The organism is Actinomadura formosensis, assembly GCF_050948385.1.
In the GTDB taxonomy this organism is placed as follows: Bacteria; Actinomycetota; Actinomycetes; order Streptosporangiales; family Streptosporangiaceae; genus Spirillospora; species Spirillospora formosensis.
Genome location: NZ_CP192011.1, coordinates 4686977 through 4703863 on the forward strand (window position 1 = coordinate 4686977; position 16887 = coordinate 4703863).

Annotated in this window: 15 protein-coding genes; 3 read left to right on the plus strand and 12 right to left on the minus strand. The window is 72.5% G+C overall.

The window, feature by feature from the left end; genetic code table 11:
* The first annotated feature begins 51 nt into the window (after positions 1 to 51).
* Both ACQP1N_RS22140 and ACQP1N_RS22145 read left to right on the plus strand, forming a co-directional pair.
* Positions 52 to 1785, plus strand: a complete 1734-nt coding sequence (locus tag ACQP1N_RS22140) for a hypothetical protein (RefSeq protein WP_433226379.1) — start codon at positions 52 to 54, stop codon at positions 1783 to 1785.
* Positions 1719 to 2996 carry a hypothetical protein gene (locus ACQP1N_RS22145; protein ID WP_433226381.1) on the plus strand — a complete coding sequence of 426 codons (1278 nt, stop codon included), beginning with the start codon at positions 1719 to 1721 and terminating at the stop codon, positions 2994 to 2996. The genes ACQP1N_RS22140 and ACQP1N_RS22145 overlap by 67 nt, the downstream gene beginning before the upstream one ends.
* Here ACQP1N_RS22145 and ACQP1N_RS22150 read toward each other — a convergent pair.
* The 7 genes from ACQP1N_RS22150 to ACQP1N_RS22180 all read right to left on the minus strand — a co-directional run bounded on the left by ACQP1N_RS22150 (position 2978) and on the right by ACQP1N_RS22180 (position 9667).
* Positions 2978 to 3772, minus strand: a complete 795-nt coding sequence (locus tag ACQP1N_RS22150) for an ATP-binding cassette domain-containing protein (protein WP_433226383.1) — start codon at positions 3770 to 3772, stop codon at positions 2978 to 2980. The genes ACQP1N_RS22145 and ACQP1N_RS22150 overlap by 19 nt on opposite strands.
* Positions 3769 to 4827: an ABC transporter permease gene (locus tag ACQP1N_RS22155; RefSeq protein WP_067802925.1), complete on the minus strand. Its 1059-nt coding sequence runs from the start codon at positions 4825 to 4827 to the stop codon at positions 3769 to 3771. The genes ACQP1N_RS22150 and ACQP1N_RS22155 overlap by 4 nt, the downstream gene beginning before the upstream one ends.
* Positions 4824 to 5813: a sugar ABC transporter substrate-binding protein gene (locus ACQP1N_RS22160; protein ID WP_067802929.1), complete on the minus strand. Its 990-nt coding sequence runs from the start codon at positions 5811 to 5813 to the stop codon at positions 4824 to 4826. The genes ACQP1N_RS22155 and ACQP1N_RS22160 overlap by 4 nt, the downstream gene beginning before the upstream one ends.
* Before the next feature lie 182 nt (positions 5814 to 5995).
* On the minus strand, positions 5996 to 6886 hold the full coding sequence (iolB, locus tag ACQP1N_RS22165; protein ID WP_067802935.1) for a 5-deoxy-glucuronate isomerase: 891 nt from the start codon (positions 6884 to 6886) through the stop codon (positions 5996 to 5998).
* Positions 6883 to 7818 carry a 5-dehydro-2-deoxygluconokinase gene (gene iolC / locus ACQP1N_RS22170; RefSeq protein WP_433226386.1) on the minus strand — a complete coding sequence of 312 codons (936 nt, stop codon included), beginning with the start codon at positions 7816 to 7818 and terminating at the stop codon, positions 6883 to 6885. The genes iolB and iolC overlap by 4 nt, the downstream gene beginning before the upstream one ends.
* Positions 7815 to 8666 carry a TIM barrel protein gene (locus tag ACQP1N_RS22175; protein WP_433226388.1) on the minus strand — a complete coding sequence of 284 codons (852 nt, stop codon included), beginning with the start codon at positions 8664 to 8666 and terminating at the stop codon, positions 7815 to 7817. Before ACQP1N_RS22175 ends, iolC begins: the two co-directional genes overlap by 4 nt.
* Positions 8663 to 9667, minus strand: coding sequence for a Gfo/Idh/MocA family protein (locus tag ACQP1N_RS22180; protein ID WP_433226390.1), 1005 nt, complete (start codon positions 9665 to 9667; stop codon positions 8663 to 8665). The genes ACQP1N_RS22175 and ACQP1N_RS22180 overlap by 4 nt, the downstream gene beginning before the upstream one ends.
* Before the next feature lie 177 nt (positions 9668 to 9844).
* Here ACQP1N_RS22180 and ACQP1N_RS22185 point away from each other — a divergent pair, with 177 nt between their 5' ends.
* Positions 9845 to 11356 carry a nitroreductase family deazaflavin-dependent oxidoreductase gene (locus ACQP1N_RS22185; protein WP_433226392.1) on the plus strand — a complete coding sequence of 504 codons (1512 nt, stop codon included), beginning with the start codon at positions 9845 to 9847 and terminating at the stop codon, positions 11354 to 11356.
* Here ACQP1N_RS22185 and ACQP1N_RS22190 read toward each other — a convergent pair.
* From ACQP1N_RS22190 to ACQP1N_RS22210, 5 genes are all read right to left on the minus strand, one after another.
* On the minus strand, positions 11353 to 11838 hold the full coding sequence (locus ACQP1N_RS22190; RefSeq protein WP_433226394.1) for a VanZ family protein: 486 nt from the start codon (positions 11836 to 11838) through the stop codon (positions 11353 to 11355). The two genes, ACQP1N_RS22185 and ACQP1N_RS22190, sit on opposite strands and share 4 nt — an antisense overlap.
* A 112-nt stretch (positions 11839 to 11950) precedes the next feature.
* On the minus strand, positions 11951 to 14347 hold the full coding sequence (gene lon / locus ACQP1N_RS22195; RefSeq protein WP_067802953.1) for an endopeptidase La: 2397 nt from the start codon (positions 14345 to 14347) through the stop codon (positions 11951 to 11953).
* 806 nt (positions 14348 to 15153) lie between these two features.
* Positions 15154 to 16077, minus strand: a complete 924-nt coding sequence (locus ACQP1N_RS22200; RefSeq protein ID WP_433226396.1) for a bifunctional helix-turn-helix transcriptional regulator/GNAT family N-acetyltransferase — start codon at positions 16075 to 16077, stop codon at positions 15154 to 15156.
* A 74-nt stretch (positions 16078 to 16151) separates the two neighbouring features.
* The gene (locus tag ACQP1N_RS22205) at positions 16152 to 16475 is read right to left on the minus strand and encodes a DUF3817 domain-containing protein (RefSeq protein WP_067802959.1); all 324 of its coding nucleotides are present in this window, start codon (positions 16473 to 16475) and stop codon (positions 16152 to 16154) included.
* Positions 16476 to 16521: 46 nt separating this feature from the next.
* Entirely contained in the window at positions 16522 to 16878 is a 357-nt protein-coding gene (locus tag ACQP1N_RS22210) for a hypothetical protein (protein WP_067802962.1), read from the minus strand.
* Between the last annotated feature and the right edge of the window lie 9 nt (positions 16879 to 16887).

A 16887-nucleotide genomic window follows, 5' to 3' on the forward strand; every position in this document is an offset into this window, starting at 1 on the left:
GATGAAGAAAAGCGGATGAATCCGGACGAGTGATCCGGCACGATGCGCCCCATGCGCGCCGATGATCTGCTCGCCGAGATCGAGCCCCTGCCCCACCCCGCCCGTGTCCGCCGCCTGGTGGAGCTGCGGAACGCCGCGGGCGGGCGGGAACTGGCCGCGCTGCTGGCCGATCTCGGCGGACGCGGGCACTACGAGCGGTCGATCGCGCTGTTCGTCGCGTCCGTCGTGCGGGACGAGGCGTCGATCGCGCACATCCTCGCGGCGGCGGCCGATCCCGACGCGGCGCTGGCGCTGCGGGCGACCCGGCTGGCGGTGCGGTACGCGCCCGCGCCGCAGCCGCTGGCGGCGGGCCTGCTGGACGCCCCGCCGGCGATCCGGGCGGCGACGTACCGGGCGATCCGCCGGCACCGGCGCGGGGAGCTGGCCGACGCGCTCGTCGGGCCGGTCGCGCTGCGTTGGGGCGCCGACGAGGCCGCCCGCCTGCTGCCGGCCTGCACGCATGAGCACGCGGCGGAGCGCATCGGCGAGCTGGCGCACGCCGTCCCGAACCCGCACGCGCTCGGCCGCGCCCACCCCGCGGCGTTCCTGGAACAGGCGGAACGGGAACTCGGCGCGCGGGCCCCGGGCACGCTGAACTCCTGGTGGGACTGGAACGGGCCGGGCGTCGCGGCGGCACTGCCGCACGACCCGGGACGTGTCCTCGCCCTCCTGGAGGACCACTGGCACGCCGGCGACCTGCCGCAGGCGATAAGGCCCTGGATCGGCACGCTCCTCGACGCCGAACCGGAGCGGACGCTGCGGCTGCTCCTGTCGGACGGATGCCGGCCGACGCTGCCCTCGCTGGTGCGCCGCCGCTCGATGCGCCACCGGCTCGTCCGCCTCGGCGGGGACGCGCTCGCCCGCACCGCCCGCGCCGTCCGGGAGGACGAGCACGCGCTGCTCCTGCTGCTGAAGGCCGTCCCGCCGGGCCGGCGCGGCGAGCTGTTCGACGCGGCGATGGCCGGTGTCGACCTGACCACCGCGGACCTCGGGGACGCGCTGCCGGACGTCCTGCCGCGCGCGGTGCGGGTCCGGGAGGCGCGCCGGATGCTGACGCTGCGCGCGGTCGCCGACCGGCCGCGGCGGGCGCGGGCCGTCTCGGCGTTCCTGCCGTTGGAGGAGGCCCGGCCCGTCCTGGAGGAGCTGATCCGCCGCCCCGACGCCGACGAGCGCGCCGCCGGGTACACGCTGCTCGTCCAGTGCGCCGGACGCGAGCGCGACCCGGCCGTGCTGACCGCGCTGCTCGAATCCCTCGGGCGGCTGCGCAACGAGCAGGACCCGGTGCGGGCCGCCGCGCTGCGGGCACTGGTGTCCGTCCCGGCCACGGTGCTGCGGGCCGGGCACACCGCGGCCGTCGAGCGGCTCACCGAGGACGCGCTGAACGCCCGCGACTCCTCCCCCGCGACCCACCTGGCGCTCGTCCAGATCGCCTGCCTGTTCGCCGAGCAGGGCAGCGCACCGATCTCCTTCACCTCGTCCTGTCCGGCCCCACGCCCGCCGGGCGGTTCCGGCGCGCCGACGTCACCTACGTCCCGCGGCTCGACCCGCGCTGGACGCGGGGCTGGACGGCCCGGCAGCACGACGCCTATCTGCGGCTCCTGGAGCGGGTCGCGAACGACCGGCGGCTCCCGGACGCCGACCGGGGGCGCGCGGTCACGGCGATCGCGGCCGTTCCCGGCGTGGACGCCGCCCGGCTGCGCCCCTACCTGCGGTCGGATGAGGCGTACCTGCGCCGGATGGCGCTGACCGCCGCGCCGTGGACGGCCCGGCCGCACGACGTCCTGCCCGATCTGCTCGCGCACGCCTCGTCCGACGACGCGCACGTGGCCGTCTACGCGGCGGGACGCGCGGCGCGGTTCGTCCGGCCGTCGGCGCTGCCGGCGCTGCTGCGCCCGGTCCTCGCGGGCGGCAGGATCACCGCGCGCAAGGAGGCGCTGCGGATCCTGCTCCGCACCCGGGCGCCGGAGGCGATGCACACCGTCGCCGAGGCGTGGGACGACCCGGGCCAGCACCGCGACGTCCGGGCGGCGCTCGTGTCGGCCGTCCGGCCGCACGTGGCCGACCCGGTCGCGCGGCGGATCCTCACCGAGGCGGCGCAGGGTCCCCGTGACCTCGCCCGCCAGGTGCTCGGCGCGTGGCCGTACGAGATCGAGGACGGGTTCCGGGCCGACTACGCCGCGCTGGTCGTGCGGGTGGCGCGCTCCCCCGACCCGGAGGCGTCCGATCCCGCGCTGTCCGCGCTCGGCCGGTGGGCGCGGTGGGCGCCGGAGATCCCGGCGCTGCTGGCGGACGTCCTCACCGACCTGGCGGAGACGCGGCGCTGGCGCACCGCCCTGTCCGCACTGGTCGGCTGTGCCGTCGGCGGCACGGGGACCGGCGAACTGGGCGAGGCCGCCGCGACCCTCGCCGCGGCCGGTGACGGGGCGAACGCCGAGGCCGAGCGGGACCTGCCCGCGGCGCAGCGGCTGGCGGCTCTGGCCGAGGCGCTCCGGACCACGGCCGCGAGCCGGCGCGCCGCCGCCGGCCCCGTTCTGCGGGCCGTCACGGCACGGCTTCCGGTGCGGCTCGCACGCGAACTGTCGGCCGCGACGCTGCACTGGGACGGCGCGGCCGTGGACGCGCTGGCCGACGCGTGCGCGGACGCCCCCGTCCCGGCCGTCCAGCGGGTCGCCGCGGCCCTCGCGGGCGGCCCGCACCCCCCGAGCCCGTACGGCTTGAGCCCGTACGGCGCCGCCCGGTCCGGCCTCCCGGAGGCGGACGGCGTCCATCCGCACGCGGCGCGGCTCGCGCGGCGCGGCGACCTGGCGGGCGGCCTGTTCGCGTGCGCGCTCACCGAGCGGCACGGCCCGCGCGCGGGCTGGCCGCCGCGGTGGCGGGACCTCCTGCGCGGCCTGCGGGCCCACCCGGTGCCGGACGTGGCGTTCACGGCGCACGGAATCTATTCGGCCGGCGAGTGAGCCCCGGTCGCCTCTTCCAGTTCGTGGGCCAGTTCCTCCAGTTCGCCGCCGCCCGCCATGAGGCCGGTCAGCTCGTCGCGGGTGACCTCTTCCTTGGTGTGGTAGCCGATGCTCCGGCCCCGGTTGAGGATCAGGAAACGGTCCCCGACCGGGTAGGCGTGGTGCGGGTTGTGGGTGATGAAGACGACCGCGAGCCCCCGCTCCCGTGCCTGGACGATGTAGCGCAGCACCACCCCGGCCTGCTTCACGCCGAGGGCCGCCGTGGGCTCGTCCAGGACGAGGGCCTTGGCGCCGAAGTAGACGGCGCGGGCGATCGCCACGCACTGCCGTTCGCCGCCCGACAGCGTTCCGATGGGCTGGTCGACGTCCCGCAGGTCGATCCCCATCGCGGCCAGTTCGCCGTGGGTCGTCTTCCGCATGAACCCGACGTCCAGGCGGCCGAAGCCCTTGCGCCTCTCCGAGCCGAGGAAGAAGTTCCGCCAGACCGGCATCAGCGGGACGACGGCGAGGTCCTGGTAGACGGTCGCGATGCCCCGGTCGAGCGCCTCGCGGGGGGAGCCGAACGCGACCTGCTCCCCCTGGACCTCATAGGTGCCGGTGTCGTGCCGGTGCAGCCCGGCGATGATCTTGATGAGGGTGGACTTGCCCGCCCCGTTGTCGCCCAGCACGCACGTGACCTCGCCCGCGGAGACCTCCAGGTCCACCTCGCGCAGCGCGATGATGTTGCCGTAGTTCTTGCCGGTGCCCGTCAGCCTGATCAGCGGCGTGCCCGTCATGACGACCGCTCCACCCTGCGCCGCACGATCAGGTTGACGACGGTCGCGATCAGCAGCATCGCGCCGAGGAAGAACCGGAACCAGTCGGGATTCCACTCCGCGTACACGATGCCCTTGCTGGTCATGCCGAAGATGAACGCGCCGATCGCCGCGCCGATCGCCGACCCGTAGCCGCCGGTCAGCAGGCAGCCGCCGATGACCGCGCAGATGATGTAGAGGAACTCGTTGCCGACGCCCTCCCCGGACTGGACGGTCGCGAACGCGAACACCAGGTGCATCCCGGAGAACCAGGCGCAGAACGCGACCCCCATGAACAGGCCGATCTTGACGCGGGCGACCGGCACGCCGACCGCGCGGGCGCTGTCGGCGGAGCCGCCCACCGCGAAGATCCAGTTGCCGAGCCGGGTGCGCAGCAGGAGCCAGGTCGCGAGCGCGACGAACAGCAGCCACCAGAACACGGTGATCTTGACCTGGACGCCCAGCACGCCGACGTCCGAGGCGAAGATCGCGCGGGCGGTGCCGAAGCCGTCCATGTCGCGGACGGAGTCGCTGGCGACGTTGCCGGTGAGCGCCTTCGTCACGCCGAGGTTCAGCCCGGCGAGCATGAAGAACGTGGCCAGCGTGATGATGAAGCTCGGCAGCCGCGTCCTGACGTACAGCACGCCGTTCACCACGCCGAGCGCCAGCGTCAGCACGAGCGAGATCACCACGCCCGCCCACACGTTCAGCGTGAACTGGTAGGCGGTCAGCGCGGCGATCAGCGCCGAGGACGTCACCATCACCCCGGCGGACAGGTCGAACTCGCCGCCGATCATCAGCAGCGACACCCCGACCGCCATGATCCCGAACGTGGAGCTCGCGTACAGGACGGTGGAGAACGACCCGGCGCGCAGGAAAGCGTCGGCGACGATCGAGAAGAACACGAACAGCGCGACGGCGCCGAGCAGCGCGCCCAGCTCCGGCCGGCCCAGCAGCCGCCGCAGCGGCGACCGCCGGGCCAGGCGCTCGTCGGAGCCGGGATCGGCCACCGGCGGCTGCGCCACCGCGTGGGTCATCGCGTCCCCCGGTCCGCGAACGCCTCCAGGTCGCCGGCGTTCTCCTTGGTGACGACCGCGGGCCCGGTCAGCACCGGACGGCCGCCGCCGAGGACGTTGCCGTTGTTCTTCAGCAGCCACAGCTGGTCGACGGCCTCGTACCCCTGCAGGTAGGGCTGCTGGTCGACGGCGAACTCGATCGAGCCCGCCTTGAGCGAGGCGATCAGGTCCTTGTTCAGATCGAACGTGCCGATCCTGGCCTTGCCGCCGGTCTCCTTGACGGCGTCCACGGCGGTCGCCGCGAACGGCGCGCCGAGCGTCAGGATGCCGTCGATGCCCTTGTCGGACTGGAGCTTCGCCGTGATGGACGACTTGACGTCCGGCATGTTCGTGCCCTGGACGAACAGGTTCTCCAGGTCGCCGCCGAACGTCTTCTTCGCCCCGGCGCAGCGGGCCTCAAGGCCGACGTTGCCCTGCTCGTGGACGACGCACAGCGCCTTCTTCGCGCCGATCTTCCCCAGCTCGGTGCCGGCCGCCTCGCCGGCGATGGACTCGTCCTGCCCGAAGTGGGCGAGCGCGCCGAGCTTCGCCGACTCCTCCGCCCCCGAGTTGATCGACACCACCGGGATCTTCGCGGCGGCGGCGCGGGCCAGGACGTCCTTCATCGCGTCCGGCTTGGCGAGCGTGACGATGATGCCGTCGACCTTCTTGTCGATCGCGGCCTGGACGAGCTGGGCCTGCTTGCCGCCGTCCGGGTCCGCCGAGTAGAGGAACTCGACGTTGTCCTTGGCGGCCGCGGCCTTGGCGCCCTTCTGCACGATGTCCCAGAACGTGTCGCCGGCGCCCGAGTGGGTCACCATCGCGATCTTCAGCCGGGGCCCGGCGCCCTGCGGCGCCTCCTCGGACTTCTTGCCGCCCGAGCTGCTGCAGGCGCTCAGTGCCAGCAGACCCGCGGCCGCCAGGACCGCCAGCCCCCTGGACGACCCGCGCGTGAAAACGCCTCTCATCGGCTGCACTCCGTTTCTCCCCGAATGGTCGGTCTGAGGAGTTGATCACAGATGGTGACGGCATGCTCGCCGATATCCCCCACAACGGGCACGAGCCTCCTGCCGCGGTCCGGCACCCGCACCTCCATGATCGGAATGTCCCACCATGCCGCACCGGCGGGGGCGCCTGCCACGGGGGTCTCTCAATGTGGATGACCCTCGTCCGCGCCATCGGCCTGCGGGCGTCCCTCCGGCGACGTCAGGGGCAGGCGCGGGTCGGCGGGCTGGTCCTTCCAGGTGTCGCGGATCCAGGCGTGGGCGGGATCGTCGCGGATCCGCCAGGCCCGTTCCGGGGACGGCCCGGCCATCACGTTGAGGTAGTACAGGTCGGTGCCCGGCGGCGCCATCGACGGGCCGTGCCAGCCGTGCGGGATCAGGACGACGTCTCCGCTGCGGACCTCCGCGAGCACGTCGATGGGGCGTCCGGGCGAGCCGTAGACGCGCTGGTAGCCCATGCCGCCCCGGGCGGCCTCGAAGTAGTAGATCTCCTCCAGGACGGCCTCGCCGGGCGCCTCCTCGTCGTGCTTGTGCGGCGGGAAGGACGACCAGCAGCCGCCCGGCGTGAGCACCTCGCACGCGATCAGCTTCTCGGCGAACGGGAACCCCTCGGGCGTCCCGAAGTTGTTGACCTGCCGGCTCGCCGCGCCGGCGCCGCGGAGTTCCACCGGAACCCTTCCGGCGGGGCCGTAGCGCGGCTCCCGGCGTCCCTCGCAGCGGGCGCCGGCCAGCGCGAACCGGCCGCGTCCCCGCACCGTCACCCGCGCGTCGCGCGGCACGTAGGCGAAGTCGCTGACGCGGCTGAACACGTCGGCGCGGCCTTCCAGCTCGAACCGCGACCCATCGCACTGCACCGCGCACGACCCGGCCAGCGGCAGCACGATCATCTCGAACTCACCCGTGCCGAACGTGTGCTCACCGCCGTCCGGAAGATCGAGGACGCGCAGCGCGGAGTGCGCCCACCCGGCCGACTCGGGGGTGACGACGACGCCGTACGGGCCTTCCGCGGCGCTGCCGGCGGGCAGGTGGTACCTCATCGCGGCTCCTTGAGGAGTGCTTCGACCTCGCCTTGCGCGGGCATCGCGTCCGAGCAGGCGATGCGGGACGCGACGATCGCGCCGGCGGCGCCCGCGAACTCGACGAGGCGCCGCAGGTCCCAGCCGGACAGGAGGCCGTGGCAGACGGCGCCGCCGAACGCGTCCCCGGCGCCGAGCCCGTTGACGACGTCGACCTTGACCGGCGGCACCTCCACCGTCTCCCCGGCCGTCGCGGCGAGGACGCCCTCCGGGCCCATCTTCACGATGGCCAGTTCCGGGCCGCGTTCGAGGAGGGCGCGGGCGGCGGCGCGCGGCTCCCGCTCCCCCACCGCGACCGCGCACTCGTCCAGGTTGCCGACCGCGACTGCCGCCTGTTCCAGCGCGAGGCCGGCCCAGTGCGGGGCCTCTTCGGGGTCGTCCCACAGCATCGGCCTGTAGTCGAGGTCGATGACGGTCTGTCCGGGGTGTTCGGTGAGCGCGGTCAGGGTGGCTCCACGGCTGGGCTCTTGGGAGAGGCCCGTGACGGTGGCCCAGACGATGCGGGCCTCACGGATCGCTTCCAAGTCCAGCTCATGCGGCCGGATCTCCAGGTCGGGCGCCTTGGGATAGCGGTAGAAGTACAGCGGGAAATCGTCCGGCGGGAAGATCTCGCAGAAGGCGAGCGGTGTCGGCAGACCGGGAACGGCCGTGACGTAGCGGTCGTCCACGCCGTACCTCTGGAGCGCCTTGTGGACGAACCGGCCGAAGGGGTCGTCGCCGGTACGGGTGATGACGGCGGCGCTGCGGCCGTACCTGGCCGCCGCCACGGCGACGTTGGTGGGGCTCCCGCCGAGATACTTGCCGAACGACTCGACGTCCTCCAGCGGGACGCCCACCTGATTCGGATAGACGTCCACGCTCACCCGTCCCATCGTGATGAGGTCGAACGTCATCGGGACATCCCGGAGAGGAAGCCGAGGCTTCTGCGGACATCGTCGTACGGCCCTTCGCCCGCTGCGGGCTCGCCTGCCAGGACGGTGTCCTGCTCCATCACGTACCAGCCTTCGTACCCTGCGCCCTCCAGGGTGCGGATAATGCCGGGGATGTCAATGTCACCGTTCCCCAGCGGCCGGTAGAGGCCGTCCCGCACCGCGTGCGTGTAGGCGACCTCACCGTCCAGCACCTGTTGGGCCAGCCCCGCGTCGACGTCCTTCAGGTGGACGTGCGTTATGCGCGGTGCCGCGAAATGTGCCAGCCATACCGGATCGGTGCCGCCGACCAGGAGATGACCGGTGTCGAGGCACAGCGGGACGCTGCAACCGTCCAGCACCCGCTCGACCTCGTCGCGGCGTTCCACGACCGTCCCGACGTGCGGATGCAGCGTGACCGGCCGGCCGCGCGCCGCCGCCCGCGCGGTGATCGCGTCGAGGTTCGCCAGCAGCGCGGACCACGCCTCCGTGTCCAGGACGGGCCGCGTGTCGTAGCCGTCGAGGCCGGTGGCGGCGGCCAGGACGAGAACGCCCTCGACGGCGTCCATGGCCCGGTCGATCTCCGGCATCGGATCGTAGTCCGGATCATGCAGGACGACCGGGACGAACGCCCCCACGAGACCGAGACCGTAGGACGCCAGTAACGCGCTCCGGGCCCGCGCGGCGGCGGGCAGGAAACCGGCCGGGCCCAGCTCCGTGGCGGCGAGGCCGAGGTCGCGCATCTCGCCGAGGACGCGCCCCGGCTCCATCTGGTGGCCCCAGCCGGGCACCTCGCACACGCCCCACGAGATCGGCGCGCCCGCGACCCTCATCGGCGCACCTCCTCGGTGCCGACGATCCGGCCCTGCCGCATGGACAGCTCGCAGGCCTCGGCGAGATAGAACGCCTCCAGGGCCTCCTCCGGCGGGCACGGGTTGGCGCGGCGGCCCGCCGCCACGTCCACGAACGCCTGGAGTTCGGCGTCGTAGGCGTCGGAGAAGCGCTCCATGAAGCCGCTGTAGGCGGGCCTCGGTTCGGCGTCCCGTTCGGGTAGCGGGGTGGCGGGCGTCTTGGCGTCCAGGCCGGTGACGACGCTGTCCTTGGACCCGAACAGTTCCAGTCTTGCGTCGTACCCCGCGGCGTTGTAGCGGGTGGCGGAGACGACTCCCAGTGTCCCGTCGTCCAGGACGAGCAGCGCCGACCCGGTGTCGATGTCGCCGTACTCGCGGAAGAAGTCGTCGCCGCGGTTGGCGCCCGAGGCCATCACCCGGACGACCTCGCGTCCGGTGACGAACCGGATGAGGTCCAGGTCGTGGATGACGCAGTCACGAAAAAGCCCGCCGGACGACGGGACGTACGCGGCGGGCGGCGGGGACGGGTCGAAGCTGCACGACCGGACGGTGTGCAGCCATCCCAGCCGCCCGGACGCGAGGGCCTCGCGGGCCGCCGCGTTTCCGGCGTCGAACCGGCGCTGGAATCCGACCTGCACCGGGACGCCGGCGGAGGCCGCCGCGGCCACGGTCTGGAACGTTCCATCAAAGTCGGAGGCGAGCGGTTTCTCGCAGAAGACGGGAATACGGGCGGCGATGGCCCGTCCCACCAGGTCCGCGTGCGCGTCGGTCGCCGCCGCGACGACCAGTCCGTCCAGCTCGGCGGTGAAGAGCTCGCCTACGGTGTCCAGTGCCCGTCCCCGCGAGGGCAGCCGGGCGGCGAGGTCGCGGGCGCGGGCGGCGTCCGCGTCGGCGATGGCCAGGGAGTCCACCTCGGGCAGTGCGCAGAGAGCGGCGGCGTGGCGCGCACCGATGCGCCCCGCGCCGGCCAGTCCGATCCTCATTGATCCCCTCCCGGTCGGCGGTCAGGTGAGACACGAGTGTGCTGGACCGTTCCAGAAGCGTCAACGGCCGTCTGTCCGCCTTCGGTTAGGGAGATGTCCGAAATCGCGGCGGCTACTCTGAAGGGGTTGACATGGATGGGCTGTCGCACAGATGTGCCCGAACGCTAGTTTTGCCCCATGCGGATCTTCGTCACCGGCGCCTCGGGGTTCGTCGGCTCCCACACAGTCCGCGCCCTCTTGGACGCCGGACACCGGCCGCGCGCGCTGGTCCGCGACCCCGGTAAAACAACCAAGGTCCTGCACTCGGTGGGGGTCGCGGCAGAGGACGTGGAACTCGTCCCCGGCGACATGCTGGACGCGGACGCCGTGTCCGAGGCGATCGACGGCTGTGATGCCGCCATCCACGCCGCCGCCGCGATCGGCGTGACCGGCGGCGCCGGTGACCTGATCGAGGCCAACCTCCGGGGCACCCGCAATGTGGTCGGCGGCGCCGTCGCCCGCGGCCTGGCCCCGGTGATCCACGTGTCGACCGTCGCGGTGTTCGTACCGCCGTCCGGGCCGGTCATCACCGCCCACAACGCTCTGGCCCACCCCCGCACCGCCTACGGCAGGTCCAAGCTGGCGGCCGAGCATTACGTGCGCGGACTGCAGGCGGACGGCGCGCCGGTCACGATCATCTACCCCGGGGGTGTGTGCGGCCCGAACCAGCCCAGGCTGGACGCGCTCATGGAAGGGCTCGCCGCCGCGCTCGGCAAGGTGTGGCCACTTCCGGGCGGCGGGGTTTCGGTCCTCGACGTCCGCGATCTCGGCGAGGCGTTGGCGCGTTCCGTCGAGGCCCGGCAAGGGCCGAGCCGCTGGGTGCTCGGCGGCCACTACCTGACATGGCCGCAGTACGCCGACCTTTGCGACCGCCTCACGGGGGTGAGGTGCCGCCGTGTCCGCGTCCCGTCCCGGGCCATGCTCGGGCTGGGGTCGGCGCTGGACACGGCCAAGCGCATCCACCACTTCGACTATCCGCTCACCCGCGACGCCGCCGAATACATGGTCACGCTCGCCCCCACGGACGACCGCCCCATCCTGGAGGCGCTGGACCTCACCCTGCGTCCCGTCGAGGAGACCGTCGCCGACGCGCTGCGCTGGCTGGCCGAGAGCGGTCATCTGAACCCGCGCCGGGTGGGGTGGCTCGCCTCGAAGGAGAAGCCTGCGCCGACCCTCGTCCAGCGCACGCTCGGCCCCGTCTTCCAGCAGATCTCGGCCGCCGAATGGTTCTCCAAGGTGGGGCCCAAGGTCGTCCCGCCCGTGGACCGGACGCTGCACAAGGTCTCCGGCGGACGGCTCATGCTCGGCCAGCTCCTCGTTCCGAGCCTCGTCCTGACCGCGACCGGCGCCGTCAGCGGTCTCCCCCGCAAGACGCCGCTCGCCTGCCTTCCGGACCCGGACGGCGGCTGGTACGTCGTCGGCTCCAACTTCGGCCGCGAGAAGCACCCCGCCTGGACGGGCAACCTGCTGAAGAACCCTGACGCCGAGGTCAGCTTCCAGGGCCGCAGCGTTCCGGTCACCGCCCACCTCTTGGACGACGCGGAACGCGCCAAGATCTGGCCCCGCCTGACCGCCGTCTGGCCCGTCTACGACCGCTATGTGGAACGCGCACACCGCGAGCTGAGGGTCTTTCAGCTGACCCCTCGTTAGGTGCCGCGGAGGGTTCTCGATAGGCGGCGGCCCAGGAGCAGGTAGGCGAGCACTACGCCGGCCACGTTGAGGATGACGTCGTCTATGTCGAAGGCTCGGCCCATCACCAGGGTGCCTTGGACGGTCTCGATGGCGAGGGAGAGGACACCGGTCACCAGGGCCAGGCGTATGGGGCCGCGTAGGGTCGTCCAAACAAGGGGAAGCAGGATGCCAAGGGGCGCCAGGAGCGCGAGGTTGCCTCCTATCTGGAGGAGGGCTTCCTTAGTGGGACGGTCCATGTAGAAACGGAGCGAGTCGCCCGGATCTGTGTTCCCGCCCGCCTGGCCCTTGTCATGGACGGGCGTCAGCGTGAGCTTGAACGCGACATAGAAGAAGACACCGAGAAGGCCCAGCGCGATCGCCACCACGACCGCGCGCAGTGCGATGACGTACCACGGAACTCGTTCGCCCGCCGCCGCGGGCTGCCACATCTCCACCAACATCTGACCTCAGATCCCCGCTTCACCCCCGTCCATGCAGGTCCCGTGGTTTCGGCAATCCGTAATGCCCCATATGAGAACGCCCGCGCCACCCGGCGCGGGCGTTCTCACGGCATCAGACCGCCACGGGGGTGGTGGCCGGCTCCAGGGCCAGTTCCAGCACCTCGCGGACGTCGCTGACGGTGAAGACCGTCATGTTCTCCAGCACCTCGGCCGGGACGTCCTCAAGGTCGGGCTCGTTGCGCTTCGGCACGATCGCGGTGGTGATGCCGAGCCGGGACGCGGCCAGCAGCTTCTGCTTCAGGCCGCCGATCGGCAGCACCCGCCCGGTCAGCGACACCTCGCCGGTCATCGCCACGTCCGCGCGGACCGGCCGTCCCGACAGCAGCGACGCGAGGGCCGTCGTCATCGTGATGCCGGCGCTCGGGCCGTCCTTCGGGATCGCGCCGGCGGGCACGTGGACGTGCACGCCGCGGTCCTTCAGGTCGCCGACCGGGAGCTCCAGCTCCGCGCCGCGCGAGCGCAGGTAGGACAGCGCGATCCGGGCCGACTCCTTCATGACGTCGCCGAGGTGCCCGGTGAGCGTCACGCCGGTGTCACCGGTCTCCTTGTCGGCCAGCGACGCCTCGATGTAGAGGACGTCTCCGCCCGCGCCGGTCACCGCCAGGCCCGTCGCGACACCCGGCACGCCGGTGCGGCGCTCGTTGCGGCTCAGCTCGACCTCCGGGGTGAACCTGGGCCGTCCCAGGTAGTCCTTCAGGTCGTCCGCGCCGATACGGACGGGCAGCGCCGCCTTCTCCAGCGCCACGTTCGCGGCGACCTTGCGCAGGACCCGCGCGATCGAGCGGTCCAGGGACCGGACGCCGGCCTCGCGGGTGTACTCGGCCGCCAGCAGCCGCAGCGCGTCGTCGCCGAACGCCACCTCGGACGCCTCCAGCCCGGCCTTGTCGAGCTGGCGCGGCAGCAGGTGGTCGCGGGCGATCGTGACCTTCTCGTGCTCGGTGTAGCCGTCCAGCTCCACCAGCTCCATCCGGTCGAGCAGCGGCCCGGGGATGGCCTCCACCACGTTCGCCGTGGCGAGGAACAGCACGTCGCTGAGGTCGAGCTCCACCTCCAGGTAGTGGTCCCGGAAGGTGTGGTTCTGCTCGGGGTCGAGGACCTCCAGCAGCGCCGCCGTCGGGTCGCCCCTGTAGTCGGCACCGACCTTGTCGACCTCGTCCAGCAGGACGACCGGGTTCATCGAACCGGCCTCCCGGATGGCACGGACGATGCGTCCGGGGAGGGCGCCCACGTAGGTACGGCGGTGCCCCCGGATTTCGGCCTCGTCCCTGACGCCGCCCAGGGCGACACGGACGAACTCGCGTCCCATGGCCCGCGCGACCGATTCGCCAAGCGAGGTCTTGCCCACGCCAGGAGGACCGGTCAGCGCGAGCACCGCACCGCTACGGCGTCCGCCCACGACGCCCAGGCCGCGGTCCTCACGCCGCTTCCGGACGGCCAGGTACTCGATGATGCGTTCCTTCACGTCATCGAGCCCGGCGTGGTCGGCGTCCAGGATCTCCCTGGCGCCCGCGATGTCGTAGGCGTCCTCGGTCCGGTCGTTCCACGGGATGTCGAGGACCGTGTCGAGCCACGTGCGGATCCAGCCGCCCTCCGGCGAGGCGTCGGACGACCGCTCCAGCTTGTCGACCTCCTTCAGCGCCGCCTCGCGCACCTTCTCCGGGAGGTTCGCGGCCTCGATCCGGGCCCGGTAGTCGTCCTCCTCGTCGGCGGGGTCGCCGTTCAGCTCGGCCAGCTCCTTGCGGATGGCCTCCTGCTGCTGCCGCAGCAGGAACTCCCGCTGCGTCTTCTCCATGCCCTCCTGGACGTCCTTGCGGATCGTCTCCGCCACGTCCAGCTCGGCCAGGTGGTCACGCGTCCACCCGATCAGCAGGGTGAGCCGCTCCACCACGTCGACGGTCTCCAGGACCTCGATCTTCTGCTCGTCCGTCAGGTACGGGGCGTATCCGGCGTTGTCGGCCAGCGTGGACGGGTCGTCGATCTGCTGCACCACGTCCACGACCTGCCACGCGCCGCGCTTCTGCAGGATCGCGCTGACCAGGCCCTTGTACTCCTTGGCCAGTTCCTGGGCCCGCCCGGACGCCGGCGGCGCCTCGATCACGGTCCCCTCGACCCACAGCGCCGCGCCCGGCCCCGTGGTCCCGGTGCCGATCCGCACCCGCGACACGCCGCGGACGACCGCGCCCGGCTCCCCGCCGGGCAGCCGTCCCTCCTGCTCGATCACGCCGAGCGTGCCGACGCCGGCGTACCGCCCGTTCAGCCTGGGCACCAGCAGCACCCGCGGCTTGCCGGCCGGCCGGATGCCCGGGCCCGTGGATTCGGCCACCGCCCGCGCGGCCTCGATGGCCGCCCGCACCTCGCCGTTCCCGGAGAGGTCCAGGGGGACCACCATGCCGGGCAGAACGACCCCGTCCTCCAGGGGCAGCACCGGCAGCGTCAGGGTTTCGCTCATGCTCAGCTCCAAGTCCGTTCGCAGACCCAACCTCAAGTTGAGTCATACACACTCAAGAAAACGGAGCACAACTTTGTTTCCGCAGCAACGTTCGCTCTCAGCGATCACCCGCCACCGCCGGTTCCGCGGACGAAGCCGCCTGCCGCGCGCGGATGGCCGGCCGCCGGCGCCCGTTCCCCGGTTCGGCGGGCCGGGCGGGCAATGCGCAGGTAAAGGCCGCTTCGCGATCTTGATTCTTTACTCGGAACGCGTTTACATGCGCATGACGGAAGGGTACCTAAAGCAACGAGTTCGTGACTCAGGGTGAACGAAGGGTTCTCGGGGCGGCAAAGTCCCGGGCCGGAAACGTAGGAGGGGCCGGATGCGGCGCACAGAACGCACCGAGCACGAGGCCCCGCCTGTTCTCGTCTCCCTCTCCCCACGCGGCCCGGTCCGTACGGCCGAGGACGTTCGCGGCGCGCTCCGCCCCGGCGGACCCCGTCCCCCAGCGGGTACCGGGGCGGCGGCGCGCCGCGACACACCTCGGGCCCTCGGCCGTACCGGACCGGCCCCGCGCATCGGCCTCCCCCGGGCCCCGGCGCCCCCCGCCCCCGTGGCGTTTCTCCCCCCTCGCCGGGCGGGCCGTCACACCCCCGCCCGGCCGGACCGGAGGGGAGGTGGGAATCAGCCCTCACAACAACCGGCGTCACGCCGGTAGGCACAGGCGGCCGGAACTTCGTCCGACCCCCGTCCCGGCCGCCAACGCAGTAAGGGATCGCTGCGAAACTGAGGCCCGTGGAAGAGCGACACCCTCCACGGGCCTCGGTTCACAGCTTCCTGCGCCAGACCTGGCCGTGCACCACGTCCCCGAACATCTCGGCCGGGGGCTCCTCCTCGTCGAGGACGAACCCGGCCCGCTCGTAGAGGCGGTGCGCCGGACGCTGCAGCGCCGTCGTCCACAGCATGATCTCGCGGTAGCCGGCCTCGGCCGCGAACCGGACGCACGCGTCGACCAGCGCGGCCCCCGCCCCCATGCCGCGGGCGTCCGGCTCGACGTGCAGCAGCCGGAGCTGGGCGACGCCGTCCTCCCGCTTGACGCAGAACACACCGCCCACCCGGACGCCGTCCGACTCGGCGATCCACGCGTTCTCCCGCTCCGGGTCGTGGTCGCGGACGTAGCCGGCGACGACCGAGGCGACCAGCGCCTCGTAAGTGCGGTCCCAGCCGCATTCCGCGTCGTAGAGGGCGCCGTTGCGCTCCACCACCCAGCCGAGGTCGCCGGGACGCAGCGGGCGCAGCACGACACCGTCCGAGCGCGGGCGGTCGCCGAGAACGGCGTGGATCGCGCGCATCGCGGCGAGCAGCCGGCGGCGGTCACCGGGAGCCAGCCCGTCCAGCAGGCCGCGGATCTCGGCGACGGTCCGCTCGTCCAGCATGGCGAACACCTCGCGGCCCCGCGGCGTCAGCCGGACGATCTGGCGGCGGGCGTCACCGGCGGCGCGCTCGCGGACGACGAGGCCGTCGGCCTCGAAGCGGGCCAGCATCCGGCTGAGGTAGCCGGCGTCCAGACCGAGCGCGCGGCGCAGGGCGAGGACCTCGGTGTCCGTCCGCTGGGCCAGTTCGAAGATCACCCGCGCTTCGGTGAGGGAGTAGGGCGACCGGACGAGCCCCTCGCCGAGCACCCCGATGACGCCGGTGTAGAAGCGGTTGAACGCGCGGACCGTGCCGACGTCCTCCTGGGTCACCTCCATGCCCTGCCTCCTACGTTTGACTGAGTCAAACGTTACGCCGGAAGGAAGGTGATGTGCCAGCCCCCGGGGTGGGGTCAGGCGTTCGCTTCGGCCTTGGCCGGCGGCAGCGCGCGCACCTCACGGACGATCTTGTGTTCGACGAAGAACGTCATCAGCGGCACGACACCGCCGAGCACGATCCACACCATCTTGGTGAGCGGCCAGTCCGTGCGCCGCCACAGATCGAAGGCGAGCCCCACGTAGACCATGTAGAAGAGGCCGTGGATCGGCGACACGACGGCCACCATCTCCGGCATGTCGGTCGGCCCGTACTTCAGGACCATCCCGATCGTCAGCAGGACCAGCAGGGTCCCGACGATCAGCGCCAGGATCCGGTACCTGGTCACCGCGCCTTCCACAGGAGCACACCTTTCGTTCAGCGGGCCGGGACGCCCGCCGGAGGGGTCAGCGGCGTCCGCGGCCCTCGGAGTTGAGCCGGGCGAGGTAGCGGTTGTAGGCCGCGAGTGCGGGGTCCTCTTCCTCGTGCCGTTTGATGATCTCCCGCTTGACCTCGGCCTCCGCGGGCTCCTCCAGCACCATGGGCGCGGGCTTGATCCCGGCCCGCTCGTCCCGGATCATCTTGACCCACATCACGATCACGAAGATCGCGAAGATCGGCCATTCGAACGTGTAGGCCCAGCTGCGGTCGTTGCCGGACTGGGCGCGGTCGAACTGCCACCAGCCGAACCCGAGGAACGCGCCGCACAGCATGATCGCGAGCGCGTGGAGCCCGAGCCAGCCCGGGGTGAGGAACCGTCGCACGCCACCGAG